Consider the following 25,329-nt stretch of genomic DNA (forward strand, 5'->3'; position numbering starts at 1 on the left):
AGGTTTTTATCACAATTTTTTATTATAATATATTTTCTTCAACTACGCTACATATCCCTTTAATTTTCATCTTACACTTAAAGATAACGAAATCGTTCCTTTAGCATAATTAAAAAACAGAAGAATATAAGTATAACCATTCCGCTATATTCTATTACTAAGCCGAAAGTTCATGCTCTACTTCGCATCTTCCTCTAACGCCTTCTCACGAGCGAAAAAAGCACATTCACCTTTGGTAAATGTGCTAAAACATTTTTTGGTTTTGCACTGCATTCACAATAATATTTGCTGTTTCTTCAATTGCCTTATTTGATACATCAATCACTTGACAATTTATTTTACTAATTACTTCCTCAAAATGATCAATTTCTTCTTGAATACGATTAATATTTGCATATGTTGCTCCATCACTTAATCCAAGTGATTTCAATCGTTCTTTTCGAATATGATTTAACTTATCTGGTATAATTTTCAAACCGAAACATTTCTCTTTTGCCACTTGATATAATTCCTCAGGCGGATCCACTTCCGGTACAAGTGGTACATTAGCAACTTTCAAACGTTTGTTATGCGCTAAATATTGTGAAAGTGGTGTTTTTGATGTACGTGAAATTCCAATCAACACGATATCAGCTTTTAAAATACCACGTGCATCTCTACCATCATCATACTTAACTGCAAATTCAATCGCTTCAATTTTTTTAAAGTACTCTTCATCTAATCTTCGAACGACACCTGGCTCATACCTTGGTACTTGCCCTGTAATTTCTTCAATTTGATCGATAAGAGGTCCGATAATATCGTATGCCTCTACTCCTTCTTTTGCCGCTTCTGTCAATAAATATTGACGCATATCAGGCTTTACTAACGTAAAACAAATAAGCGCTTGATTGCTCTTGGCAATCGAGATTACTTCTTTTAATGTCCCTGTATCTTCTACATACGGTACACGCCTAATATCAGGAGCGAATGGGAACTGTCCCATTGCCGCTCTAACAACCAAATCAGCCGTTTCTCCTACAGAGTCAGATACGACATATACGATTTTATTATCCATTACATTACCTCACTTTAAACAAATTACACTTATTCGTTATTTACTAAATTTACAAACGCACGTGTAATATTTGTTTTTGTAATTCGTCCAATCACTTCTAAACCTTGTTTCGTATCCTTCACAACCGGCATCGCATCAATCTGTCTTTCTATTAATTCCATCGCAATATCATATAAAGAATCCTCCCTGCGACACATCGCAATGTTTGGCATCCTTGTCATGATAATATTAACCGGAAGAGAGGTTAAATCCTGCTTTCCTAAGCTAGCTCGTAATAAATCTTTACGAGATACAACGCCAACTAATAAAGTAGCTTGATCTACAACAAATAATGTACCAACGTCCTCTAGAAACATAGTACAGATTGCATCGTATACTGATACATTTTTATCAATTACAGCCGGTCTAGATTGATAATCTTGCACTTTAATTTTCTTAACAGCTTCAGATAATAGCTGTCCCCCGGTTTTACCCGTATAAAAATAACCTACACGTGGACGCGCTTCTAAATAACCAGCCATCGTTAAAATTGCTAAGTCTGGTCTTAGCGTTGCACGTGTTAAACCCAATTGCCCAGCAATTGACTCCCCTGTAATAGGACCGTGATCTTTTACAATCTGAATGATATGCTCTTGCCGTTTATTCAGCTCTATGATAATCACCACCTTTAATGCACAACGAAAAAAGTTATACTATCTCTTAAATATTATATACTAAATATGCTATTCGAAAAAGAAAGTATGTAAAAAGGACCGTATACGGCCCTTTTTATATTTGAAACTTATCAAGTTGTTCCAAGAAACGCCTTGTTTTCAAATAAATCCCACAATATTCGTCATAATATGTATTCAATACTGTGCGCATTTGTTTTTTTGTACTATCCTTCACCGATACATTACCGAGCCGGTGTAAATCAAAGTGAAAAAAGAGACGTAATAATTTATGAACAGCCTCTCCCACCGGAATGCGATACGGATCTTGCTCCGCATGACGCGAGCACAGAAAACCGCCTTCCCGGACAGAGAAGGCGACAAAATCTGTTTCTTGATGACAAATAGCACATGTATCAAAGTACGGGCGCATCCCTAATACCGGAAGCATTTTCGTTTGATAAATTAATGATAATACTTCTGGATCAACACCCTCACACATATAATGCAACGTTTGATATAACATTTCAAATAAATATGGATTATGCTTCTTATCTTCTGTTGCTTTATCGGTTAATTCAATAATAAATGATGCATAAGCAGTTAAAAATATATCCTCGCGAATTTCTTTCATAGATGAAATAATCTCGCCTTGTTGCAAAGTTCCAAGTCCAGATCCCATTTGAATAAGAAAATGACCATGTGTCATAAGTTGCGAAATAGCTGCTAACCGACTCTTCGGCTTTTTCGCCCCTCTTGCCATTGCACTTACCTTACCAAATTCCCGTGAGTATATTGTAACAATCTTATTTGTTTCTCCGTAATCTGTCGTACGGATAACAATGCCCTCAACTTTTTGAAACATGTTCGTCACCATCCAAGGTTTGAACAAAACGGGTCAAGAAATTGGAGAGTCTAGATGCGCTAACTCCTCTTCATGTTGATCCATCTCATCGTTTACGTCTTTTTCCATTTCTTTCAAAAGCAAATACGTTTCAATGCTTCCTGTTTTGGAGAAAAACTTCCAGGTAAAATCTAGCATAAGAATCCACCTTTCTCAATAAGCGTAGCCTATAAACCAATTTCTTTTGTTGTTATTAAGTTGACCCATTTTGTTCATTTTCATGTGAGAAAAATTTTTCCTAATTTATCAAGGTTCATAAAAACCAATAATCAGCGGATGAACAAAACATCCACTGATCACAACTTTACTTCATATTAATACTCGTCTTCACGGAAACCAAGGTCACGAAGCTGTGACATCTTATTACGCCAATCTTTTTGCACTTTCACCCATACTTCTAAAAATACTTTAGAACCAAGAAGTGCTTCAATGTCAAAACGAGCTCTCTTACCGACTTCTTTTAACATCTTCCCTTGCTTACCTATAATAATTCCTTTTTGCGATGCACGTTCAACAACAATCGTTGCGTTTATATAAACCGCTCCGCCCTCACGCTTTTGAATTGCATCAATAACAACCGCTACAGAATGTGGTACTTCTTCACGTGTTAAATGTAATACTTTTTCACGAATAAGCTCTGAAATAATAAATCGCTCTGGATGATCCGTTACTTGATTATCCGGGTAATATTGCGGTCCTTCTGGTAAATACTTTTTAATTGCTCCGATTAACGCTTCAACGTTATTACCGTCCAATGCAGAAATTGGCACAATCTCCGCGAACTCATATAATTTACGATATTGATCAATCAACTCCAGCAATTGCTCTGGATGAAGTTGGTCAATTTTATTAATTACCAAAAATACCGGTTGTTTCGTTTCTTGTAATTTCTCAATAATAAATTCCTCACCACGACCATATCCTTCAGTTGCATTGACCATAAACAAAACAATATCAACTTCTTTTAATGTCGTTTGAGCCATCTTCACCATAAAATCGCCTAGTTTATGTTTAGGTTTATGTATTCCTGGTGTATCAATGAAAACTACTTGTGAATCATTTTCTGTATATACACCTTGAATTTTATTACGAGTTGTTTGTGGCTTATCGCTCATAATGGCAATTTTTTGGCCAATAATACGATTTAAAAATGTAGATTTCCCAACATTCGGTCTGCCAATAATAGAGACAAAACCTGATTTATAACCTTTTCTATTCATGTAAATCCTCCGCTAAAAATGCTCCTGGTAACAATTCTCCGACTGTTGTCTCTTGAACATCACCATGTAAGTTTGATAGGTATACTTTCGTATCCTGTTTACATAATTCTATCATAACTTGTCGACATGCTCCACAAGGAGGTACTGGACGCTTTGTATCCGCTACGACTGCAATAGCTACAAACTCGTTATCCCCTTCAGAAATTGCCTTAAATAACGCTGTTCGTTCTGCACAGTTACATAAACCATATGATGCATTTTCAACATTACATCCACGATATATTTTTCCATCCTGAGTTAGTAAAGCTGCACCTACTTGAAATTTAGAATATGGTACGTACGCTCGTTTACGCGCTTCGGTTGCTTCTTGAATTAATTGTTTGCTATTCATATTCCCGCATCCTTTCCGTTCATAGATGTGAATAGATACACTCTTTCATTAAAGGCCTTCACGGCGCTCCCAAAGCTTAATAAAAGCTTCGGAATGCAACTATACCATATACGGTAAAAAGATAATAGCACCAATTACAGCAGCTATAATTGCAAATAATAAAACTGCCCCTGCTGCAACATCCTTTGCAATTTTTGCAACCGGATGAATATCGACGGTTGCTAAGTCTACTGTTTTTTCAATAGCCGTATTCACCATCTCTAAACTCATTACAATCCCTATCACAATAAGTACGACAATCCATTCCATTGTTGTAATATGGAAATAAAAGCCGCAGCATATAACGATGACTGCGGCTAAATAATGAATTTTCATATTTCGTTCATGACGAAGACAAAAGTATATACCAGCTATAGCATATCCAAAACTATCTAAAAGTTTTCCTGTTTTCATCGTCCTAATCCAAAGGCCTCTAAAATTTCTTTTTGTCTTCCAAACATTTCTTTCTCATCTTCTTCTGTCATATGATCATAACCAAGCAAATGCAAAAAACCATGTAGTGCTAAAAACCCAAGTTCTCGATCAAAAGAATGTCCATATTCTTCAGCTTGTTCTTTTGCTCTTGGAATAGAAATAATAAGATCTCCTAACATACGCGGCATCTCTGCACCGACAATTTCCATTTCGCCTTCTCCCATTTCTTCCATAGCAAAAGAAATAACGTCCGTAGGCTGATCCTTATCTCGGTAATCACGGTTTATTTCACGAATACGTTCATTATCTACAAATGTAACCGATAATTCTGCGCCTTCTTCTATGTTCTCCATTTGGGCTGCTTTCTCTACTAAACCTCGAATCAAACTTATATATTCGTCTTTCACTTCTTCTGTTTCATCAATAAAATCAATTAATAAACTCATTCTTTCTCCTTTTCTTCCGGCGGTTCCGGATATGTAATACGGGAATGGAAAATACCATTTAACGTTTCACATAACGTTTTTCCAACGATTTGTAGTTCCTTAAATGTCAAATCACATTCACTAAATTGACCATCTTGCAGGCGATCTTTAATAATATTTTGCACTAAATTATTAATCTGATCTGGTGTTGGATGGTTCATCGAACGTACCGCCGCTTCCACACTATCAGCAATACCAACGATCGCCGACTCTTTAGAAGTTGCTTTTGATCCTGGATAGCGGAACATTTCCTCCGTATATTTCTCTTTATCTTCTTTAATCGCATTATAATAAAAATATTTAAGTAACGTTGTACCATGATGCTGTCCAGCAATATCGATAATTTCTTGAGGTATATGGTGTTCTTCTAACATTCTCACCCCATCGGTTACATGAGCAATTATAATATCTTTGCTCGTTACAGGGTCTAATCTATCATGCGGGTTTTCAATACCCATTTGGTTTTCAATAAAAAACTGTGGTTGTACCGTTTTCCCTACATCATGATAATACGCCCCTACACGCGCTAATACTCCATTTGCTCCAACTGCTTCACAAGCAGCTTCTGAGAGATTAGCTACCATTACACTATGGTGATATGTACCTGGTGCTTCTAATAAAATTTTACGCAAAAGCGGGTGATTCGGACTTGAAAGTTCCATCAATTTCATACTCGATACAATCCCAAGACCACTTTCTAAATACGGTAAAATCCCCATAGCTAGAACAGAAGAGATAATACCCGAAACAGCAGCCATTAATAATTGCACCCCAATTTCAAGAGGCGAAAAATTCCCGTTACGTAATAATAGCAAAGCCGCTAATACGACTACATTTAATACAGAAACGAGTATACCAGCTTGTAAAATCATCGTACGACGATTTTTTTCTCTCAAGAAAATACTAACTGATAATGAACTTAATAAAACATAAATCCCCACACTATAATTCAGTGTACTCGTTACACCTTCATTAAACATAATACTTCCGCATACAGAAAAGATCATACTCGTTAAAAATACAAATCGATCACCAATCATTAATTTTACAAGTATTGTTCCCATTGCAACTGGAACAACATACGCGATTCCTGCATACTCAAGCTTTTGAAACAAACTAATGATTTTCATTAAAACAATCGTGATAGACAAAATTGTAATATACGCTAAGACATACGGCCTATCTTCTCTTTTCCGCTGTAAAAACACTTCAAACTGCTTATGCATAAAGTACAATAGCACACCAATGAGTACCGCTAACCCAACATAGGGTTGAAAACTGTTCCCTTTTTCTAACAGGCCAACTAATTTCAACTGATTGTACATATCACTTGAAATCGTTTCACCTTCTCTAACAAGGACTTGCCCTTGAAGAATATAAACAGGTGGAACTAAATCTTCTTCCGCTTTTCTCTTCTCTTTTGTTAAGGTCGGATCATAAAAATAGTTTGCAGAAATCGCATATTTCCCTAACGCCTTAATAGATTCCTTTAAACCATTATCAACATTAACACTATTCATCTCACTTACATATCGTTCCTTCGCATCCTTCAATTCATCCATTTTAACATGCTCAGTCATGATACTATTAATAGCTGTAACTGTTGCATCTTTCGCTAATACTAATTGGTTCGAATCCGCATTAATTAAGTTTAGTAAGTTTGAATCAGATAATTCTTTCGTTAAATCAGTAGGCAATTTTTTTTTCAACTTGTCCACTTTTTCAGCATCAGTAATCTTTTTTTGCTCATCCGGTCCAACCGCTTTAATCTCTTGTATCACTTCATCTACTTTAGCAAAGACGTCATTCACAATATCCACTTTATTTTGTTTATACTCACTTTTATATGTATATTGATCTTCAACTTTTGTAGCGGCTTCTTTTTTCTTTTTGTCCGTTGTAACTTTATCTTCAATTTTAATAGGAGAATGGATTGTTTTTTTCGCAATAGAATATGTTGTAACATCTAATTGCTCTGGTTTTACATTATTCATAAGTGCAAAAAACAGCACTGCCCCTAATAAAACGTAAGAAATCCAACTTAGTTTTTTCGAATGTTGTAAATTACGAAACCACTTAGAAATTTCTTGAGATCTTGACATGATTTCAATACCTTCTCCTCTCCAGAAATAAAGTGAAACTATTTATAGCTTTCATTTCTTCTAGGTAACGATACTTTTTGGACAACATTTTTATCCACTATCACCTATAGTTTATTTCCCTCGTCTTTAATGATAGTAAAAAATATGTCATTCGCCAACCTTATCATACAAAAAGAAATGATCCTGACAAATAGGATCATTCCATTTTATCATATGCCTCAATAATACGTTGCACTAATGGGTGTCTCACAACGTCCGTTTGTTCCAATGTTATGAACGAAAGACCTGATACACCAGATAAAATATTAGCAGCAATAGAAAGACCTGACTTTACCCCTTTTGGCAAGTCTACCTGTGAGGGATCCCCCGTAATAACCATTTTAGAACTAAAACCTAATCGTGTTAAAAACATTTTTATTTGAACACCAGTTGTATTTTGCGCCTCATCTAATATAACAAATGAATCATCCAGAGTACGCCCTCTCATATAAGCAAGAGGTGCAATTTCAATTACACCACGTTCCATCATACGTTGTGTATATTCTTGTCCAAGAATATCATGTAACGCATCATATAGTGGACGTAAATACGGATCTACTTTTTCTTTCAAATCACCTGGTAAAAACCCTAAGCTCTCTCCAGCTTCTACAGCAGGTCTTGTTAAAATAATTTTCTTTACATACCCTTGCTTTAAAGCTCTCACAGCCATTACTACGGCTAAGTATGTTTTTCCTGTCCCAGCAGGTCCTATCCCAAATACAATATCATTCTTTTTCATTGCATGAATATATCGTCTTTGCCCCATCGTTTTCACACGAATGGATTTACCTTTTGCCGTTTTAAAAATTTCCTCTTCATATAATTCTTCGAATTGAGCAATTTTCCCTTGTTGCCCAAGCTGAATCGCATACGCAACATCTCTTTCCGAAATTGATACACCTTTACGGATAACAACAAGTAACTGTTGTAAGATTTTTTCTACGAGCACCACAGTTTCATCTGCCCCAGATACACGAACAGATTCTCCTCTAGTCACAATCGATACACTAAGTTCTCGTTCAATTACTTTTAAATGAGCATCATTTACCCCAAAAAGAGCGATTGCTTCGTTGGGATTTTCCAATTGTTGGTTCATTTCTACTAATTGTTCTGCCATTACTCAGTCTCCTTGAATATCGGATTCAGATATTGGTTGTGGCTCTGCAATATTTTCAATCACTGTATAATGTAATGTGACCTTTAGGTGATCCGCCTCAACCTCTTTACTCAAAATGTTATCACTTACAATCATAGCATGTTCATCCAATTTTTTCTTCAGTTCTTTTTCTGCCATCTCTTTCGCTACTTTCATTGCTTGTTTTTCGGTATATTCTCGGTTCGCTTCTTCCTCTTCTCGTACAATATCTTTCTCGTATGCAATTGGTAATGTAAATCCAAATAATTTCACATCATGTTTTACACTTTCAGTACGAGAGCGCTTATACTTATCCTGTAGAAATCCCCATATTTTTATTTTAGTACTCCCAAATTTAAGGAAATATTCATTGTATGAATTACCAGTATACACTTGAAATTGTGTCTTTAACGGAACATTCACCTCAGATTTATACCACGTTTCTCCATATACAATCCCTTTAGCCGAAACAACTGTCGGATTCTCCTCATTACCATACATCCCGGATACGAGAAGTTGCCCCTTTTCTACATGGTCATTTTTCATGACAACCGGCTTCCCAACTTCCACAAATGTTTTTGTAATAATCCCTTCTTTTTTTGCTACTAAGTTTTGTGGCTGTTGTTCACTTTCTTTTTTCGGTTCATTTTTTTCAACAATCTTAAAATGATATGTTGTCCCTCTTATTTCTAATCCCGCCCAAGTAATCGCATTAATATTGTCTGTCAAATGACGTTGAACATCTTCTACACTCGGCATTTGGAATTGTAATTTACCTTTTTTTATACCCATTTTGTCCAATTCTTTCATCAATATATACTCTGTTTCAGGTTTTGCTCCTGTAATTTCAATTTTCCACACCATATTTGACAATGCGATCATTCCGAAAAAAAATATTAAAAACCCAATTAAAAATCCACTATTTTTAATTACACGCTTATTCCAAAAAGGAAAACCGTAACGTCCAATAAAATATAATTTACATTCATTTTTTCTATAAATTGGTTTTATCTTTTTCACATCTCGTAATAACATACAAAAAACTAACGTTTCATCAGCTATCTTCTTTACATCCCAAACGAGTACTTTCTTCCGCACACACTCGTTAACAAAGCGTTCCGCTCCTCTACCTTCAATTCGCACCTTTACATACCCAAGCCATTTTATAAACCATTTATTTTTCATCGACTATCTCCACTACCTTTCTAAAAGTAGATACACTACTTTTCAATTCGATTATCAAACTAGCTCGTACTAAAATTTTAATTAGCAGATTCCTTGATCCTCACTAATTATTAACCTTCACGAGCCAATTTTTTACGTGGAACTCAATTCCCACCTATCCTCTTTGTACGAACCGAATATTGAGGCCAGAACGTTACCTCCTGTTAATACAAGGTAACGAAGAAAAACTTCACAAACGGAAGTTTCTCCTCACTCCTCTTTCTTTTCATTTTCTAAAAACGTCACTTGTTCAATAATCCCTTCAAGCAACAGTTCTTCTGGAAGGATTGTTTTAATAACAAAGGATTGACCTTTAATTAATAATTGACCATGTTTCAATAGCAATCTTACCTCTTTATCTGAAAACACTAATAATCCTCGATGATTTTCTATATAGATATGTACTTGCCCAACAAGCGTGATCCGAGGTAGATCCATTAACACATCCACTGGCAGGTCTATTTGCTTCGTTAACCAATTCTTCATTTGTTCTATTTTTTTCATCTCAAAAGACCCCCTCTCATCCCATATGTATGAAAAAAGAGCTTGTAATATCACGTCCAAACTGAAAAAAGCATAAAAAAACGTCTCATACGAAATGAGACGCTTTTTTATGCTAATAGCTGGATAACCAGCTTATTCACAAGTGATCCGTCTGTTTTACCTTTTACTTTCGGCATAACAGCAGTCATCACTTTACCCATATCTGCTTTAGATGTAGCACCAACTTCAGAAATAACTTGCTTAATTATATCCGCTAGTTCTTCTTCTGTTAATTGCTCCGGCAAATATGCACTTAAAATCTGAATTTCACTTTGCAGTTTATCAACAAGGTCTTCACGACCAGCTTTTTTAAATTCAAGGAGGGAGTCCTTATACTGTTTTACTTCACGAGCTAAAACTGTTAATTCCTCTTCTTCAGTAAGAGTATGTTGCAGTTTAATACCTTCATTTTGTAAAGCAGCCTTAACCATACGAATAACGGTTAATTTTTCTTTTTGTTTATTCTTCATCGCTTGTTTCATATCATCGTTTAAACGACCGAGAAGACTCATAACTTACACCCTCTCTTAGAACTTACGCTTTCTTGCCGCTTCAGATTTCTTCTTACGTTTTACACTTGGCTTTTCATAAAACTCGCGCTTTCTTGCTTCAGCAAGTGTACCAGTTTTAGAAACCGATCTTTTAAAACGGCGAAGTGCATCCTCCAAAGACTCGTTTTTACGAACGACTGTTTTTGACATTCTCTTTCCCTCCCTCCGAAACATCACACTTACATACTAATTTCAGCATGCAAAAAGAAACCCTTCTTCAGCATGTCTTTTACGATTATAATACATTTTATCACTTCAGGTCAACTATTTGGCAGAATAAAAGAAGAATAGATGCCCTTACCTGTTCAAAAGCTATGTAGATAGCTATTATCCTTTTCCCCTGAAGACAACTATATTTTTTATCATTACACCTTTTTTAATACAAGAAAGCATTAAATAACTACTCATTCAACGTACCTGCCTTTTCAGTACTTAACTTCTCCACAAAAAAAAAAAAAGAAAGCATGCAAATCGTTTCCGTTTGCATGCTTTTTTATCCCGCTATTTGCCAGGACAGTAAGACCCCCACCTCAAAATTCAGCGAAAGCAAAGAACTTAGGCGGGGGTCAGGCTGATAATCAGCGGGGATGAACACCCCCCACTGATTAAAGTTTCATTTTATGCGCTTGCTGATTCTTTTTTTACATCATCTTCAAGAACACGAACAAACTGCGCTTCGTTATATGGATAACCAGCTTTTGTAATTTTCACTTTTACTAGCTTACCAATCAATTCTTCAGATCCTTCAAACACAATTTTTAAGTAGTTATCTGTATAACCTACATATAAACCTTCACGGTCACCATCTTTAAATGTCTCTTCCGGAATGATTTCAAGTACTTCACCTTCAAATTTAGAAGCATACTCTTTCGCTAATTGATTTGATAGCTCAATTAGACGGTGAACACGATCGTTCTTCACGTCTTCAGGAACTTGATCTTCCATACGTGCTGCTGGAGTACCTGTACGTTTCGAATAAGGGAAAACGTGTAATTCAGAGAAACGATTCTCTTTAATGAAATTGTACGTTTCCATGAATTCCTCTTCTGTTTCGCCTGGGAATCCAACAATTACGTCTGATGTAATCGCAAGACCTGGTAACGCTTCTTTCAAACGATCTAAACGCTCTTGGAAAAATTCCATCGTATACTTACGGCGCATACGTTTCAATACAGTATTAGATCCTGACTGTAATGGAATATGCAAGTGACGTACAACTACTTCTGATTTATCTAACACTTCAATTACTTCATCAGAAATTTGACTCGCCTCAATAGAAGAAATACGAAGGCGTTTCAATCCGCCTACTTCCGCTTCCATATCGCGCAGTAATCCAGCTAAGTTATACTCTTTTATATCTTCACCGTATCCACCTGTATGAATACCTGTTAATACGATTTCTTTATAGCCCGCATCTACTAATTGCTGCGCTTGTTTAATAACTTCTTTTCCATCACGAGAACGCATTAAACCACGCGCCCAAGGAATGATGCAAAATGTACAGAAGTTATTACAACCTTCTTGTATTTTTAAAGATGCACGTGTACGGTCCGTGAAATATGGTACATCGAGCTCTTCATATACACGTGTTTTCATAATATTGCGGACAGCATTAATCGGTTGACGCTCTTTACGGAATTCTTCGATGTATCCTAACATCTTCTCACGATCTTGCGTACCAACAACAATATCTACACCTGGAATCGCCATAATTTCCGCTGGAGATGTTTGTGCATAACATCCAGTTACACAAATTACCGCATCTGGATTTTGACGTACAGCACGTCTAATTACTTGACGGCTTTTTTTATCTCCAGTATTCGTTACTGTACATGTGTTAATAACGTATACATCCGATTTTTTTTCATATTCAGTTCTTTCATAACCACCTTGTTTAAACAATTGCCAAATCGCTTCTGTTTCATAGTGGTTTACTTTACAACCTAACGTGTGGAACGCAACAGTTGCCATTGATTATCACCCCATCAATTCAAAATGATAAGAAGCGGCACTTAACGCATAAAGCGGAGCCGTTTCTGTTCTTAAAATTCTTGGTCCTAAACTACATGGTACAAATTTATGTTCACGAAGTGCGGTTATCTCTTCCTCCGCTAAACCGCCTTCTGGTCCAAATACAATCAGCAGCTTTTGGCCTGGTTTAATCGTCGCTAAAGCTTTCGCAAAATTAGATTTCTCACCTTGTTTCGCTTCTTCTTCATACGCAACAAGGCAAACATCATACTCGCTACTCATCGACAGCAGTTGTTTAAATGATGAAGGAACGTGTACTTCTGGAATTTCACTTCTATGCGATTGTTCCGCAGCTTCTTTTACAATTTTTTTCAAACGCTCAACTTTTTTATCTGCTTTTTTCGCATCCCACTTTACAATAGATCGAGATGCTTGAAATGGTAAAAATGCAGCTGCCCCAAGCTCAGTTCCTTTTTGAAAAATTAACTCTAGCTTGTCTCCTTTCGGCAGTCCACTTGCAATCGTCACGAACACAGGAAGTTCGCTTGACGCCTCTACCCATTCTACAATAGTGGTATCCACAAATTCACTGGTAATTTCAGCAATTGAACACTCTGCTGTTTTACCATTTACACAGCAATAAATGTGGTCACCAGCTGACATACGCATCACTCTTGCGATGTGATGGACATCATCACCCATTATGCGAATACTTGTCTCATTTACATATTTCTCTTCTACAAAATAACGTTGCATATAATCACCTTAGTAGAGTTTCGTTCCTTTCGTAAGTCAACACTTACGAAAAGAACGAAACGTTATCATTTTCATATAACAAACGGCAAGTCCCTCACCTTATACGGTGAGAGACTCCCCTGTTCTTTATAGACTAAAATCTATATTACGCATTTCGTGCAATAATTGCTACCCAATCTTCCATTCGAAGTACTTCTTCAATTGAAAATCCAGCTGTTTCTAACGCTTTAGAAATTATTTTTTCTTTCGCCCCAATAATACCAGATGTAATAAATAATCCACCTGGCTTCACAACTCTCGCTGCATCTTCAGGGAATAGAAGAATAATTTCCGCTAGTAAATTTGCTACGATTAAATCAACCGGACCTTCAATACCTTCTAATAGACTATTCTGTCCAACATTGACAATGTCATCTGTTTTATTTAAGCGCACATTCATTTCTGCACTTTCAACTGCAACTGGGTCTAAATCATACGCTTGAACAGAAGCCGCACCTAATTTTGCCGCAGCAATACTAAGTACCCCCGAACCTGTCCCCACATCAATCACAGTATCACCTGGCTGAACCGTTTTTTCTAACGCACGAATACACATCGTCGTTGTTGGATGTGTCCCTGTACCAAACGCCATACCTGGATCTAATTCAATAATTTTTTCATCTGGAGAAGACGGTGTATACTCTTCCCACGTCGGCACAATTGTGAATGTATCAGAAATTTGAACTGGATGATAATACTTCTTCCAAGCAGTAGCCCAATCTTCCTCATCGACTTCATTAATTGTAATAGTTCCTTTACCAATTTCGATGTCGAAAGATGGTAGTGCATCAATAGATGATTTTACACCTGCAACCGTTTCGTGTAAAGAATCCGTTTGTGGGAAATATGCTTTTACCAAAACACCCTCACTTGGATATTCATCTGGGTTAAGTGCATAAATCTCACCGTATTGTTGCTTGCGCTCTTTCGTCAACTCCGCTGGGTCCTCAATCGCAACCCCGCTAGCGCCTGCTTCATGCAAAATATGAGAGACAGCTTCTACTGCTTCTTCTGTTGTATGAATACTAATTTCTGACCATTTCACAATTTACCAACTCCATTTTTTATTTCCATTATTCCCCTTTAAAAGCACGTTTAAGCTTTCTGAATAAGCTATCATCCTGCTCTTCTTGCCCTGCAAATTCACGCAATAAATCTTTTTGATGTGAAGTTAATTTCGTCGGCACAACAACACGAACGACTACATATTGATCTCCTTGACCATATCCACGTACGTTCGGAGCACCTTTTCCTTTTAAGCGGAATTCTGTTCCTGTTTGTGTTCCTGCTGGAATTTTCAGCTTCACTTTGCCATGAACGGTAGGAACTTCTACTTCCGCACCAAGTGCCATTTGCGCAAATGTTATTGGCATTTCGCAAATAATGTGATCCCCTTCGCGTTCAAAGAATTCATGATTTCTCACATGAACAACAACATATAAGTCACCTGCCGGTCCGCCATTTACGCCTGCTTCACCTTTTCCAGATACACGAATTTGTTGACCATTATCGATACCCGCTGGAATTTTAACATTGATTTTTTTACGTTTACGAACTTTACCAGAACCATGGCATGTCGTACATTTCTCTTTAATCATTTGACCTGTTCCTGAACAATGTCCACAAGCTTGACGGTTTACAATACGCCCAAATGGTGTATTTTGTTCTACACTTACTTGCCCTGATCCTGAACAATGTTTACATGTTTCTTTTGAAGTCCCTGGTTTCGCTCCACTACCCTTACAAGTATCACATGGATCCTCCACTGGAATCTCAACGTTTAATTCTTTACCAAAAATAGCTTCTTCAAACTCTAAAGTAACTTGATATTGTAAATCAGCACCTTGACGTGGAGCATTTGGATCACGACGTCTTCCGCCGCCACCGCCAAAGAATGAACTAAAGATATCTTCGAAACCGAAGCCACCGCCGAAGTCTCCTCCGCCACCGAAACCTTGATTCGGACCAGCGTGACCAAATTGATCATACTGCGCGCGTTTTTGATCGTCACTTAATACTTCGTATGCTTCTTGTACTTCTTTAAACTTTTCAATTGCATTTTCTTCTTTACTTACGTCTGGATGATATTTTTTAGCCAAACGACGATACGCTTTTTTAATTTCATCTTTTGAAGCGCCCTGGCTAAGTCCAAGGACCTCATAATAGTCTCGTTTATTCATAAATTTACAACCCCCGAATCTTTCACATAAACGTAATTTTAACACCGAAAGAAAGTGCTTTGCAACAAAGTTTCCTCACTTACAGTATGCAAAATAAAAAACTTAAGATCCTCACACATTTCTTCTTATTCGTGAAAAAAGCCAAAGCCAAGGCACGCTTGACTTTGACTTTTTGTCATCTTACTTATTTTATTTCACTGTATTACTTGTCTTCTTTTACTTCTTCAAACTCAGCGTCTACTACATTATCTTTTTTCGCGCCAGCGTCTTGTGCTCCTTGTGCACCTTCTGCTTGCCCTGCAGCCGCTTGAGCTTGCTCGTATAATTTAACAGTTAATTGTTGTACGATTTCTTGAAGAGCATCTTTTTTCACACGGATTTCTTCAAGTTCGTTTTTCTCGATTGCCGCTTGTAATGCTTCTTTCGCTTCCGTTGCTTTCGCTACTTCAGCTGCATCTACTTTACCTTCTAAATCTTTTACAACTTTGTCTGTTTGGAATACAAGTTGGTCAGCTTCGTTACGAAGTTCAACTTCTTCCTTACGTTTTTGGTCAGCATCAGCATTTGATTCAGCTTCTTGTACCATACGATCTACTTCTTCATCAGAAAGACCTGAAGAAGATTGGATTGTAATAGTTTGCTCTTTGCTTGTACCTAAGTCTTTTGCACGTACGTTAACGATACCGTTCGCATCAATATCGAATGTTACTTCGATTTGTGGAATTCCACGTGGTGCTGGCGGAAGGTCTGTTAATTGGAAACGACCTAACGTTTTGTTGTCAGCTGACATTGGACGCTCACCTTGTAGTACGTGAATGTCTACCGCTGGTTGGTTATCAGCAGCTGTTGAGAATACTTGTGACTTACTTGTCGGAATTGTAGTGTTACGCTCGATTAGTTTCGTGAACACACCGCCCATAGTTTCGATACCTAAAGAAAGTGGAGTTACGTCTAATAATAGAACGCCCTCTACATCACCAGTAAGTACGCCACCTTGAACTGCAGCACCTAATGCTACAACTTCATCTGGGTTTACACCTTTGTATGGCTCTTTACCAGTTTCACGTTTAATTGCTTCTTGTACAGCTGGGATACGAGTAGATCCACCAACAAGGATAACTTTATCTAATTCGCTTGGAGCAAAACCAGCGTCTTTTAATGCACGACGAGTTGGCTCTAATGTTCTTTCAACAAGACCAGCTGAAATTTCTTCGAATTTAGCTCTTGTTAACGTTAATTCTAAGTGTAATGGGCCAGCAGCTCCAGCACTAATGAATGGTAATGAAATTTGTGTTTGTGTTACACCAGAAAGATCTTTCTTCGCTTTTTCAGCTGCATCTTTCAGACGTTGAAGTGCCATTTTATCTTGGCTTAAATCAATGCTATTTTCTTTTTTGAATTCAGCTACTAAATGATCGATGATAACTTGGTCAAAGTCATCTCCACCAAGACGGTTGTCACCAGCAGTTGAAATAACTTCGAATGTGCCATCTGCTAACTCAAGGATAGATACGTCAAATGTACCGCCACCTAAGTCATATACTAAGATTTTTTGCTCTTCATCTTGTTTTTCTAAACCGTAAGCAAGTGCTGCGGCTGTTGGTTCGTTAATGATACGCTCAACTTCTAAACCAGCGATACGACCAGCATCTTTCGTTGCTTGACGCTCTGCATCGTTGAAGTATGCAGGTACTGTAATAACAGCTTTCGTTACTGTTTCACCTAAGTATGCTTCAGCAGAAGCTTTTAAGTTTTGTAAAATGATTGCAGAAATTTCTTGAGGTGTAAAATCTTTACCTTCAACTTCTACTTTGTAGTCTGTACCCATATGACGTTTAACAGACATGATTGTATTTGGGTTTGTAATTGCTTGACGCTTCGCAACTTCCCCAACTTGACGCTCTTCATTTTTGAAAGCTACAACAGAAGGTGTTGTACGATTTCCTTCTGGATTTGGGATAACCTTTGGTTCTCCACCTTCCATAACAGCTACACAAGAGTTTGTTGTACCTAAGTCAATACCGATAATTTTACTCATGGCGAATCCTCCTACTTTTATGTAAATTATTGATTTACTTTTACCATTGATGGGCGAATCACACGGTCTTTTAGTTTATAACCTTTTTGGAATTCTTCAACTACCGCGTTTGATTCAAATTCACTGTCTTCCACTTGCATAATAGCTTGGTGTTCATTCGGATCAAACTGTTTACCAACAGCTTCAATCACTTCAACACCTTCCTTAGTCAACGCTTCTAGCAATTGACGATGCACCATTTCCATACCTTGTAACAAGGATTGCGTTTGCTCGTCAGTCGCTTCCACTTGCATCGCTCTTTCAAAATTATCAAGAGCTGGCAAAATATCTGAAACTAGACTTTGTGCTCTATATTTATCAGCAGCCTGTTTATCCATTTGGACACGGCGCTTATAATTTTCAAAATCAGCTTGTAGACGTAATGTGCGACCTTCCGTTTCCGTTAGTTTCGCTTGTAACTCATCTACTTTTTCTTGTAAAAGAGCAGCCTCACTTTTTTCTTCTACAGTTTTTTCACTGTTTTCTGGCGTGACAGCTTCTTCAACTTGCGCTTCTTTCACTTCTTCTACCACTTGTTCGTTACGCTCTTCCACAATTTTCACCTCCTTAAAAGGTATTAGGTATCATGCTTAGCATGATTACCTAAGCATTATATATTACACACAGCAATGAAAATTTCATCACTTGAGCGAATGTATTACTCTCATTTACTTTTTAAGTCCGTCTGTAAATTGTCTTGTAAATAACTGCAGTAAACTAATTACACGAGAGTATTGCATTCTCGTCGGACCTAAAATTGCAATTGTTCCAAGTTGCTCTTCTCCAATCGAATACGTTGCAGAAATCAAACTGCAATCCTCCATTGCCGTAGAAGAATTTTCTCTACCAATTTTCACTTGAATTCCGACTTGTTTATGACGCAAAATGTCATAAAACGCAGCCTCATTATCAATCATCGTCAGCAAAGATCTTACTTTGTGAATGTCATGGAACTCTGGTTGCGAAAGCATATTTGCTTTTCCTCCAAAGTATATCTTTTCCGATAAAGGGACTTGAAATGTACCATCTAACATTTTTATTGCACTATCGTAATTATGAACATACCCACGCAAGACTGTAACAATCTCTTTAAAGATTTTATTATGAAGTTCTGCCATAGGTATACCAGATAGCTTTTCATTTAAAATATTAACCATTTTTTCTAAATCTGATAAATCAACAGATTCCGGAACGGTAATCGTTTTACTTTGCACATGCCCTGTATCTGTTACAATAATAGCGACTGCTGTTTGACGATCAAGCGGTACGATTTGTACATTTTTAAGTTTATTTGTGCTCAATTTGGGACCAAGAACAATGGCCGTATAATTCGTAAGCTCTGATAAAATTTGAGCTGATTGTTGTGCAATTTTTTCTGCTTCAAAAATTCTTTCAGCAAATAAATCTTTAATTTGTACAATTTCATCGGTCGGTAAGTTTTGCGGCGCTAAAAGATGGTCTACATAAAATCGGTATCCTTTTTCAGAAGGAACACGCCCAGAAGAACTATGCGTTTTTTCAATAAATCCTAGTTCTTCTAAATCAGCCATTTCATTTCGAATAGTAGCTGAACTAAACGTAATTTCATCTTTCTTAGCCAACGTCCTCGAACCAACTGGTTGCGCTGATCCAATAAAGTCATCAACAATTGTTTGTAAAATTAAGAGCTGACGTTCCGTAAGCATCTCATCATCACCTCTGTTAGCACTCTTTGTCTTCGAGTGCTAAATCTATTAATAACTTACCAAAATTGACATTCAATTGTCAACGGAAACGTCACGAAATAACAAAAATTTTTCGCGCTTATGGCACATTTAATTAATCAATCAAAAATGACTGGAATACTTCATTCCCTAATAGTTTCCCTTTCCTCGTTAAACAAACATGTCCATCTCTGTTTTCAAGTAATCCTTGTTCTTGATTACTTTGTAACTGCTTTGCAAAAACATGGTCCATCTCCACATTAAATTTCTTTTGGAATTCTAACTTAGAAACACCTTTTGTTTTTCGAAGTCCTAAGAACAACTCTTCTTCCATTTTTTCTTTCTCTGTCACTGGGTGAACATCTAAATATGGAAATCCTGTCTCATCAATTTTAGTGAAATATTGCTTGAGCGGACCTACATTTTGAATTCGTTCCCCGTTCACATAGCTATGCGCTCCAGCTCCAAATCCATAATACTCTTCATTATTCCAGTATGTGAGATTGTGTCTACTTTCATTATTACCTTTTGAGAAGTTACTAATCTCATACTGGTTATAACCATGTTTCTCCATTTCATCCATTACCATTTCGTACATTTTCGCTTCATGATCTTCACCTGGTAGTCTTAATTTCCCTTTATTCATTAAGTTATAAAATACAGTTTTCGGTTCCACAATTAAGGAATATGCCGAGAAATGTTGTACACCAAGCGTAAAGGCAATGTCTAATGTTTCCTTTACATCTTCTATCGTCTGTCCTGGCAGAGCATAAATTAAATCTACATTAATATTTGTAAAACCGACTTCCTGCGCTTCTCGAATTGCTACGAATGCATCTTCTCTCGTATGCCTGCGTCCAATCTTCTCAAGTAGCTCATCACGAAACGTTTGCACACCAAAACTAATTCGGTTTACTCCACCTTCTAGCAATACGTTCAACTTCTCTTTCGGTAAATCACCTGGATTCGCTTCAAATGTTAATTCACAATTCGGCGCAAATGGACGCAAACGACGGTTAATGATGTCGAGTAGTTTTTTTGTTTGCTCCATATTTAAAGCTGTCGGAGTTCCTCCGCCAACAAAAATCGTTTTCATACTTTCAAACGGTACTTTTTGAACCGTATTTATTATTTCTTTCTCTAAATATTGTAAGTATTGATCAACCGGTTGGCGTTCAATAAATACTTTATTAAAATCACAATAGTGACAAATATGCTGACAAAATGGAATATGAATATATGCAGCTTGTACCAAATATAACTCCTACCTTTCTAAAAAGAAAACCTCCGCACTCCGGAGGATTCTTTACTTCTCTACTGTATTACGGATTTGTTCCATTCGCATTTTTCCCCAATCATACATCATTTCAACGATCGGTAAAAGCGACATACCTAATTCCGTCATATAGTACTCAACACGCGGAGGAATTTCCGGGTATACCGTTCGATCAACAATCCCGTCCTCCATTAACTCTTTCAATTGATTTGACAACACTTTATGAGAAATGCTCGGGAACAGACGTTGCAATTCACTAAAACGATGCGGACCTTCCACACCTAAGTGCCACAATATCACAACTTTCCACTTCCCACTAATTATAGAAAGCGTCAGTTCCTTTTCGCAATTAAAATTACCTTTTTGTATTTTCTCTCGAATATCTTTTCGAATATTTTCGGACATTAATAGTCTCCTAACTCTATATCAATCACTAAAAAGCTCTCTCACTATTGTAAATGAGAGATGCTAAGATGTCTAAAAAGTAGCATATAAAAAAGAAGCCGAACGAACGGCTTCTACTTTTATCACGATTGGTGCGGGCTAATAATTAGCGAAGAATAGAAAAATCCCCACTAATTATAGTTCACTCCATTAGTTATCATCCATTTTCAGTACAGCCATGAATGCTTCTTGCGGCACTTCTACAGAACCAACAGACTTCATACGTTTTTTACCTTCTTTTTGCTTATCAAGAAGTTTACGCTTACGAGAAATGTCACCACCGTAACATTTTGCAAGTACGTTTTTACGCATCGCCTTAATTGTAGAACGAGATACAACTTTATTTCCGATAGTCGCCTGAATTGGCACTTCAAACTGTTGTCTTGGAATTAATTTCTTTAATTTCTCTACAATTACTTTACCACGGTCATACGCTGAATCACGATGTACAATAAATGATAAAGCATCCACTTGTTCATTATTTAAAAGAATATCCATTTTCACAAGTTTAGATGGTTTATAACCAATTAACTCGTAGTCAAATGATGCATATCCTTTCGTATTTGATTTCAATTGATCGAAGAAATCATATACGATTTCTGATAACGGGATTTCATATGTCAATGTAACACGTGTTTCATCTAAATATTGCATATCAATAAACGTTCCACGTTTCCCTTGGCAAATTTCCATTACAGCTCCAACATAGTCATTCGGAACCATAATTGCAGCCTTCACAAACGGCTCTTCTACACGATCGATAGTCTGTGGATCTGGCATATTAGATGGATTATCAACAATAAAATCTTCACCGTTTGTTAAATACACTTTATAAATAACACTTGGCGCTGTTGTAATTAAGTCAATCTTGAATTCACGTTCAATACGTTCTTGAATAATCTCCATGTGAAGAAGCCCTAAGAAACCACAACGGAAACCAAAACCTAAAGCTTGAGATGTTTCAGGCTCAAATTCAAGAGCAGAATCATTCAATTCTAGTTTTTCTAACGCATCACGTAAGTCGTTATAACGTGCAGAATCGATTGGATATAAACCACAGAATACCATTGGGTTTAATTTTCGATACCCTTTTAACGGCTCTGCAGCCGGACGTTTCGCATGTGTGATCGTATCACCTACGCGTGTATCACCTACATTTTTAATAGATGCTGCCAAGAAACCTACATCACCTACTGTTAACTCGTCACGTTGCGTCGTTTTCGGTGTAAACACACCTACTTCTGTTACTTCAAATTCTTTTCCAGTTGCCATCATACGTACTTTATCGCCAACTTTTACCGTTCCATTTACAACACGGATATATGCAATTACACCACGGTACGGATCATATAAAGAATCGAAAATCATACATTGTAACGGCTCTTCTGAATCACCTGTTGGAGCTGGTACCTTTTCAACGATTTGTTCTAAAATTTCTTCAATACCAATGCCAGCTTTCGCTGAAGCAAGTACAGCTTCCGATGCATCTAAACCAATTACATCTTCTACCTCTTGACGTACGCGTTCTGGGTCTGCACTTGGTAAGTCGATTTTATTAATAACTGGTAAAATTTCTAAATTATTATCAAGCGCTAAATATACGTTCGCTAATGTTTGCGCCTCAATTCCTTGCGCTGCATCCACTACAAGAATTGCACCTTCACAAGCCGCTAAACTACGAGATACTTCGTACGTAAAGTCGACGTGTCCTGGAGTATCGATTAAGTGAAGAATATACTCTTCACCGTCTTTCGCTTTATACGTTAGTTGTACTGCATTTAATTTAATTGTAATACCACGCTCACGCTCCAACTCCATAGAGTCAAGCAATTGCGCCTTCATTTCGCGCTGTGCCAACGCGTTTGTTTTCTCCAAAATACGGTCTGCCAACGTTGATTTCCCGTGGTCAATGTGAGCAATGATGGAGAAGTTACGAATTTTGGACTGTCTTTTTGCTCTTTCTTCTTTATTCATCTATGTTCTCAACTCCTAATAGTCTCGCCAATATACACTAGCACTGATTATATCAATAGAGCAGCAAAGATTCAATGAAAACTCGTGCTGCTTACAATACAAATCACTCTATCTATATCTTATGCGAACAAACCATAAGAGACAAACCTTTTTCAAATTAAAAGACAGCTCTCTTACAAACATAAGACAACCATCCTTCCCGCTACCCTTAACTAAAAATCCCTTTTATTGCCCCAACAACTATATCCGTTCCAAACTTTGTCATATCACGAGCAACACTTGCTATCGCCATACCGATACCTTCTACAACATTAAAACTTCTTAAGCTTTCTAACTGTTTTTGTTTTTCAATAGCCGAAAACGTCTCTCCCGAAATTCCGGGTTCAGCCCCAGTGCCTTCTGTTCCTGTCATATGAGCAATTTGTTCATATGACAGCTGACGATATCCCTTCATACTTTTTAGACCATGATTAGCGAGTCCCACTCCAGCTATCATCAAAAGCAAACATAAGACTGTACCGCATATACATAACAGCGTAAATTGACTCAAGCTATTTCTGCCTCTTTCCATCAATGTGTATATGCCCCTGTATTATCCTGATCAATCTGATGATGCAGCGCTGCATTTAAACCACTGGCTATTACATTTGCCATATCCTCAATAAACGCATCTACTTCTTTTGGAGTTACCATTAAATTATGACCAAGAGGAGATAACACTTCATAAATTAACTTTCTCTTTTCTTCTTCTTCTAACGTACCAATAGCTCCTAAAAACATATTTCGACTCTTTTCATCTGGCATATCTTCTTCTGTTAATTTTTTCTTTTCTCCAAATGTAAAACCTGCTGGCAATAAAGAGCGTGACGGTTTGTTTCCTTCTTTCAGTTCCCGGCCAAAATGTTTCAAAATAAAATCAATTGTATCACTCGTAATCGAAACAGCATCTACCACAGTTGGCACACCAATTGCGATAACAGGAATACCTAATGTTTCTTTACTTAGTTCCTTACGCTTATTCCCAACACCAGATCCTGGATGAATTCCTGTATCAGAAATTTGTATCGTACTATTTACTCGTTCAATAGAACGCGCAGCTAATGCATCAATTGCGATGACAAAGTCTGGTTTTGTCTTCTCAATAATTCCGTAAATGACATCGCTCGTTTCAATCCCTGTAATTCCCATTACCCCTGGACGAATGGCACTAACAGGTCTAAACCCCTCTTCCACACTTTCAGGCTGCAATTTAAACAAATGTCTCGTCACCAATACGTTCTCTACAACTATCGGTCCGAGTGCATCCGGCGTTACATTCCAATTCCCAAGACCTACGATTAAACAACTCGCTTCTTTTGAAACTCCAACCTCTTCTAAGAAATAAGAAAATTCTTTTGCAAAAATACGCTCTACCTTTTGCTGAAGTTCCGTATCTTGTTGTCGTATACCTTGCACCTCAAGAGTTAAATAACTTCCAGGTTTTTTCCCCATCGACTCAGATGCAATTTCATCAATAGTTACTTTTGTAATTGTAACTCCCTCTTCTTCCCTCTCTTTTACAATAACTCCCTGTATCCCTTTTTGTTCTTCTTGGCGCTCTTGTAGCATTTGGTGCGCCTCTACAGCAAGGTCAGTTCTAACACTATATTTACTTAAATCTAATGGTTCTTTCATCGTATCTCCTCCGTAATTCATAGTAAATATCGTTAGATTTCCCCAAGTTATATTAGGTCATTCTTTCCTTTACGTGAAATTTCATTGATATACTATTGCAATTCTCTTCACCGTTTGATAAAATATCACTTGTTCTATGTAAGAATCGAGTCATTCGATTGCACCAGGGAGGTGAAAAGTATGGCAAACATCAAATCTGCTATCAAACGCGCTAAACTTAGCGAAGAGCGTCGTTCACATAACGCTTCTATCAAGTCTGACATGCGTACTGCTGTTAAAACTGTAGAAACTTTAGTTACTAATAACGATCTTGAAAATGCTAAAGAAGCTTTCAAAACTGCTTCTAAAAAACTTGACAAAGCAGCTCGTAAAGGTCTTATCCACCAAAACGCTGCAGCTCGTCAAAAATCTCGCTTAGCGAAACAAGTAAACGCGTAAGGCGTTTAAAAAACGATCCATT

The 25,329-nt window shown here is 37.2% G+C and carries 27 protein-coding genes; 1 reads left to right on the forward strand and 26 read right to left on the reverse strand.

Translation table 11 applies throughout. The annotated features are described in order from the left end of the window. Positions 1–244: 244 nt before the first annotated feature. The 26 genes from MKY90_RS21965 to gpr form a co-directional block, all read right to left on the reverse strand. On the reverse strand, positions 245–1,057 hold the full coding sequence (locus MKY90_RS21965; RefSeq protein WP_002015180.1) for a pyruvate, water dikinase regulatory protein: 813 nt from the start codon (positions 1,055–1,057) through the stop codon (positions 245–247). 29 nt (positions 1,058–1,086) lie between these two features. Further along, positions 1,087–1,719: a helix-turn-helix transcriptional regulator gene (locus tag MKY90_RS21970; RefSeq protein WP_002015181.1), complete on the reverse strand. Its 633-nt coding sequence runs from the start codon at positions 1,717–1,719 to the stop codon at positions 1,087–1,089. 106 nt (positions 1,720–1,825) lie between these two features. Further along, complete coding sequence (gene recO / locus MKY90_RS21975) at positions 1,826–2,572, reverse strand: DNA repair protein RecO (protein ID WP_002129136.1); 747 nt, start codon at positions 2,570–2,572, stop codon at positions 1,826–1,828. A 33-nt stretch (positions 2,573–2,605) separates the two neighbouring features. Beyond that, positions 2,606–2,749 (reverse strand): YqzL family protein, encoded by a 144-nt coding sequence (locus MKY90_RS21980; protein ID WP_000883924.1) that lies wholly within the window; start codon positions 2,747–2,749, stop codon positions 2,606–2,608. A 176-nt stretch (positions 2,750–2,925) separates the two neighbouring features. Beyond that, entirely contained in the window at positions 2,926–3,831 is a 906-nt protein-coding gene (era, locus tag MKY90_RS21985) for a GTPase Era (RefSeq protein ID WP_002088672.1), read from the reverse strand. Continuing rightward, positions 3,824–4,222: a cytidine deaminase gene (locus MKY90_RS21990; RefSeq protein WP_002015184.1), complete on the reverse strand. Its 399-nt coding sequence runs from the start codon at positions 4,220–4,222 to the stop codon at positions 3,824–3,826. Before MKY90_RS21990 ends, era begins: the two co-directional genes overlap by 8 nt. 99 nt (positions 4,223–4,321) lie before the next feature. Then, on the reverse strand, positions 4,322–4,675 hold the full coding sequence (locus MKY90_RS21995) for a diacylglycerol kinase family protein (RefSeq protein ID WP_002143170.1): 354 nt from the start codon (positions 4,673–4,675) through the stop codon (positions 4,322–4,324). Further along, entirely contained in the window at positions 4,672–5,142 is a 471-nt protein-coding gene (gene ybeY / locus MKY90_RS22000) for an rRNA maturation RNase YbeY (protein WP_002088675.1), read from the reverse strand. The genes MKY90_RS21995 and ybeY overlap by 4 nt, the downstream gene beginning before the upstream one ends. Continuing rightward, positions 5,139–7,283, reverse strand: coding sequence for an HD family phosphohydrolase (locus MKY90_RS22005; protein WP_088040160.1), 2,145 nt, complete (start codon positions 7,281–7,283; stop codon positions 5,139–5,141). Before MKY90_RS22005 ends, ybeY begins: the two co-directional genes overlap by 4 nt. A 196-nt stretch (positions 7,284–7,479) precedes the next feature. Beyond that, positions 7,480–8,439 (reverse strand): PhoH family protein, encoded by a 960-nt coding sequence (locus tag MKY90_RS22010; protein WP_002015189.1) that lies wholly within the window; start codon positions 8,437–8,439, stop codon positions 7,480–7,482. 3 nt (positions 8,440–8,442) lie between these two features. Then, entirely contained in the window at positions 8,443–9,642 is a 1,200-nt protein-coding gene (yqfD, locus tag MKY90_RS22015; RefSeq protein ID WP_098167995.1) for a sporulation protein YqfD, read from the reverse strand. 249 nt (positions 9,643–9,891) lie between these two features. Then, positions 9,892–10,185, reverse strand: a complete 294-nt coding sequence (gene yqfC, locus MKY90_RS22020; RefSeq protein WP_002067170.1) for a sporulation protein YqfC — start codon at positions 10,183–10,185, stop codon at positions 9,892–9,894. Between the two features lie 107 nt (positions 10,186–10,292). Further along, positions 10,293–10,736, reverse strand: coding sequence for a GatB/YqeY domain-containing protein (locus MKY90_RS22025; RefSeq protein WP_000054578.1), 444 nt, complete (start codon positions 10,734–10,736; stop codon positions 10,293–10,295). Positions 10,737–10,751: 15 nt separating this feature from the next. Next, a complete protein-coding gene (gene rpsU, locus MKY90_RS22030; RefSeq protein ID WP_000048061.1) occupies positions 10,752–10,925 on the reverse strand; it encodes a 30S ribosomal protein S21 in 174 nt (57 codons plus the stop codon). Between the two features lie 468 nt (positions 10,926–11,393). Next, positions 11,394–12,746, reverse strand: a complete 1,353-nt coding sequence (mtaB, locus tag MKY90_RS22035) for a tRNA (N(6)-L-threonylcarbamoyladenosine(37)-C(2))-methylthiotransferase MtaB (protein WP_002067163.1) — start codon at positions 12,744–12,746, stop codon at positions 11,394–11,396. Positions 12,747–12,752: 6 nt separating this feature from the next. After that, positions 12,753–13,502 carry a 16S rRNA (uracil(1498)-N(3))-methyltransferase gene (locus tag MKY90_RS22040; RefSeq protein WP_002015195.1) on the reverse strand — a complete coding sequence of 250 codons (750 nt, stop codon included), beginning with the start codon at positions 13,500–13,502 and terminating at the stop codon, positions 12,753–12,755. 145 nt (positions 13,503–13,647) lie between these two features. Beyond that, positions 13,648–14,586 carry a 50S ribosomal protein L11 methyltransferase gene (prmA, locus tag MKY90_RS22045; protein WP_002015196.1) on the reverse strand — a complete coding sequence of 313 codons (939 nt, stop codon included), beginning with the start codon at positions 14,584–14,586 and terminating at the stop codon, positions 13,648–13,650. A gap of 28 nt (positions 14,587–14,614) precedes the next feature. After that, positions 14,615–15,721: a chaperone protein DnaJ gene (gene dnaJ / locus MKY90_RS22050; protein ID WP_002015197.1), complete on the reverse strand. Its 1,107-nt coding sequence runs from the start codon at positions 15,719–15,721 to the stop codon at positions 14,615–14,617. 202 nt (positions 15,722–15,923) lie between these two features. Beyond that, positions 15,924–17,759: a chaperone protein DnaK gene (gene dnaK / locus MKY90_RS22055; RefSeq protein ID WP_002015198.1), complete on the reverse strand. Its 1,836-nt coding sequence runs from the start codon at positions 17,757–17,759 to the stop codon at positions 15,924–15,926. A 26-nt stretch (positions 17,760–17,785) separates the two neighbouring features. Continuing rightward, the gene (grpE, locus tag MKY90_RS22060) at positions 17,786–18,352 is read right to left on the reverse strand and encodes a nucleotide exchange factor GrpE (protein ID WP_063218887.1); all 567 of its coding nucleotides are present in this window, start codon (positions 18,350–18,352) and stop codon (positions 17,786–17,788) included. Positions 18,353–18,466: 114 nt separating this feature from the next. Continuing rightward, positions 18,467–19,483, reverse strand: coding sequence for a heat-inducible transcriptional repressor HrcA (gene hrcA, locus MKY90_RS22065; protein ID WP_002015201.1), 1,017 nt, complete (start codon positions 19,481–19,483; stop codon positions 18,467–18,469). A gap of 133 nt (positions 19,484–19,616) precedes the next feature. Then, positions 19,617–20,756: a radical SAM family heme chaperone HemW gene (gene hemW, locus MKY90_RS22070; protein WP_002015202.1), complete on the reverse strand. Its 1,140-nt coding sequence runs from the start codon at positions 20,754–20,756 to the stop codon at positions 19,617–19,619. A 51-nt stretch (positions 20,757–20,807) separates the two neighbouring features. After that, positions 20,808–21,182, reverse strand: coding sequence for a winged helix-turn-helix transcriptional regulator (locus tag MKY90_RS22075; protein WP_002015203.1), 375 nt, complete (start codon positions 21,180–21,182; stop codon positions 20,808–20,810). Positions 21,183–21,371: 189 nt separating this feature from the next. Next, positions 21,372–23,195 (reverse strand): elongation factor 4, encoded by a 1,824-nt coding sequence (lepA, locus tag MKY90_RS22080; RefSeq protein ID WP_002015204.1) that lies wholly within the window; start codon positions 23,193–23,195, stop codon positions 21,372–21,374. A gap of 208 nt (positions 23,196–23,403) precedes the next feature. Further along, positions 23,404–23,766, reverse strand: coding sequence for a DUF3679 domain-containing protein (locus tag MKY90_RS22085; protein ID WP_098167993.1), 363 nt, complete (start codon positions 23,764–23,766; stop codon positions 23,404–23,406). Then, the gene (gene gpr / locus MKY90_RS22090; RefSeq protein ID WP_002088693.1) at positions 23,766–24,869 is read right to left on the reverse strand and encodes a GPR endopeptidase; all 1,104 of its coding nucleotides are present in this window, start codon (positions 24,867–24,869) and stop codon (positions 23,766–23,768) included. Before gpr ends, MKY90_RS22085 begins: the two co-directional genes overlap by 1 nt. Positions 24,870–25,049: 180 nt before the next feature. Between gpr and rpsT the strand changes: the two genes are divergently transcribed. Beyond that, complete coding sequence (rpsT, locus tag MKY90_RS22095; protein WP_002088694.1) at positions 25,050–25,307, forward strand: 30S ribosomal protein S20; 258 nt, start codon at positions 25,050–25,052, stop codon at positions 25,305–25,307. Positions 25,308–25,329 lie beyond the last annotated feature (22 nt).

The organism is Bacillus sp. FSL P2-0099 (assembly GCF_038007445.1).
Lineage (GTDB): Bacteria > Bacillota > Bacilli > Bacillales > Bacillaceae_G > Bacillus_A > Bacillus_A mycoides.

Bases quoted from the DNA above. Each gene is read 5' to 3' on its own strand.
- MKY90_RS22025 (WP_000054578.1), bottom strand. From the start codon at position 10,736: ATGAGTCTTCTCGGTCGTTTAAACGATGATATGAAACAAGCGATGAAG.
- era (WP_002088672.1), bottom strand. From the start codon at position 3,831: ATGAATAGAAAAGGTTATAAATCAGGTTTTGTCTCTATTATTGGCAGA.
- MKY90_RS22010 (WP_002015189.1), bottom strand. From the start codon at position 8,439: ATGGCAGAACAATTAGTAGAAATGAACCAACAATTGGAAAATCCCAAC.
- rpsU (WP_000048061.1), bottom strand. From the start codon at position 10,925: ATGTCAAAAACAGTCGTTCGTAAAAACGAGTCTTTGGAGGATGCACTT.
- ybeY (WP_002088675.1), bottom strand. From the start codon at position 5,142: ATGAGTTTATTAATTGATTTTATTGATGAAACAGAAGAAGTGAAAGAC.
- dnaK (WP_002015198.1), bottom strand. From the start codon at position 17,759: ATGAGTAAAATTATCGGTATTGACTTAGGTACAACAAACTCTTGTGTA.
- MKY90_RS21990 (WP_002015184.1), bottom strand. From the start codon at position 4,222: ATGAATAGCAAACAATTAATTCAAGAAGCAACCGAAGCGCGTAAACGA.
- recO (WP_002129136.1), bottom strand. From the start codon at position 2,572: ATGTTTCAAAAAGTTGAGGGCATTGTTATCCGTACGACAGATTACGGA.
- MKY90_RS22085 (WP_098167993.1), bottom strand. From the start codon at position 23,766: ATGGAAAGAGGCAGAAATAGCTTGAGTCAATTTACGCTGTTATGTATA.
- MKY90_RS22040 (WP_002015195.1), bottom strand. From the start codon at position 13,502: ATGCAACGTTATTTTGTAGAAGAGAAATATGTAAATGAGACAAGTATT.
- MKY90_RS21965 (WP_002015180.1), bottom strand. From the start codon at position 1,057: ATGGATAATAAAATCGTATATGTCGTATCTGACTCTGTAGGAGAAACG.
- MKY90_RS22005 (WP_088040160.1), bottom strand. From the start codon at position 7,283: ATGTCAAGATCTCAAGAAATTTCTAAGTGGTTTCGTAATTTACAACAT.
- MKY90_RS22075 (WP_002015203.1), bottom strand. From the start codon at position 21,182: ATGTCCGAAAATATTCGAAAAGATATTCGAGAGAAAATACAAAAAGGT.
- lepA (WP_002015204.1), bottom strand. From the start codon at position 23,195: ATGAATAAAGAAGAAAGAGCAAAAAGACAGTCCAAAATTCGTAACTTC.
- MKY90_RS21980 (WP_000883924.1), bottom strand. From the start codon at position 2,749: ATGCTAGATTTTACCTGGAAGTTTTTCTCCAAAACAGGAAGCATTGAA.
- hrcA (WP_002015201.1), bottom strand. From the start codon at position 19,483: ATGCTTACGGAACGTCAGCTCTTAATTTTACAAACAATTGTTGATGAC.
- gpr (WP_002088693.1), bottom strand. From the start codon at position 24,869: ATGAAAGAACCATTAGATTTAAGTAAATATAGTGTTAGAACTGACCTT.
- yqfD (WP_098167995.1), bottom strand. From the start codon at position 9,642: ATGAAAAATAAATGGTTTATAAAATGGCTTGGGTATGTAAAGGTGCGA.
- rpsT (WP_002088694.1), top strand. From the start codon at position 25,050: ATGGCAAACATCAAATCTGCTATCAAACGCGCTAAACTTAGCGAAGAG.
- mtaB (WP_002067163.1), bottom strand. From the start codon at position 12,746: ATGGCAACTGTTGCGTTCCACACGTTAGGTTGTAAAGTAAACCACTAT.
- dnaJ (WP_002015197.1), bottom strand. From the start codon at position 15,721: ATGAATAAACGAGACTATTATGAGGTCCTTGGACTTAGCCAGGGCGCT.
- yqfC (WP_002067170.1), bottom strand. From the start codon at position 10,185: ATGAAAAAAATAGAACAAATGAAGAATTGGTTAACGAAGCAAATAGAC.
- MKY90_RS21995 (WP_002143170.1), bottom strand. From the start codon at position 4,675: ATGAAAACAGGAAAACTTTTAGATAGTTTTGGATATGCTATAGCTGGT.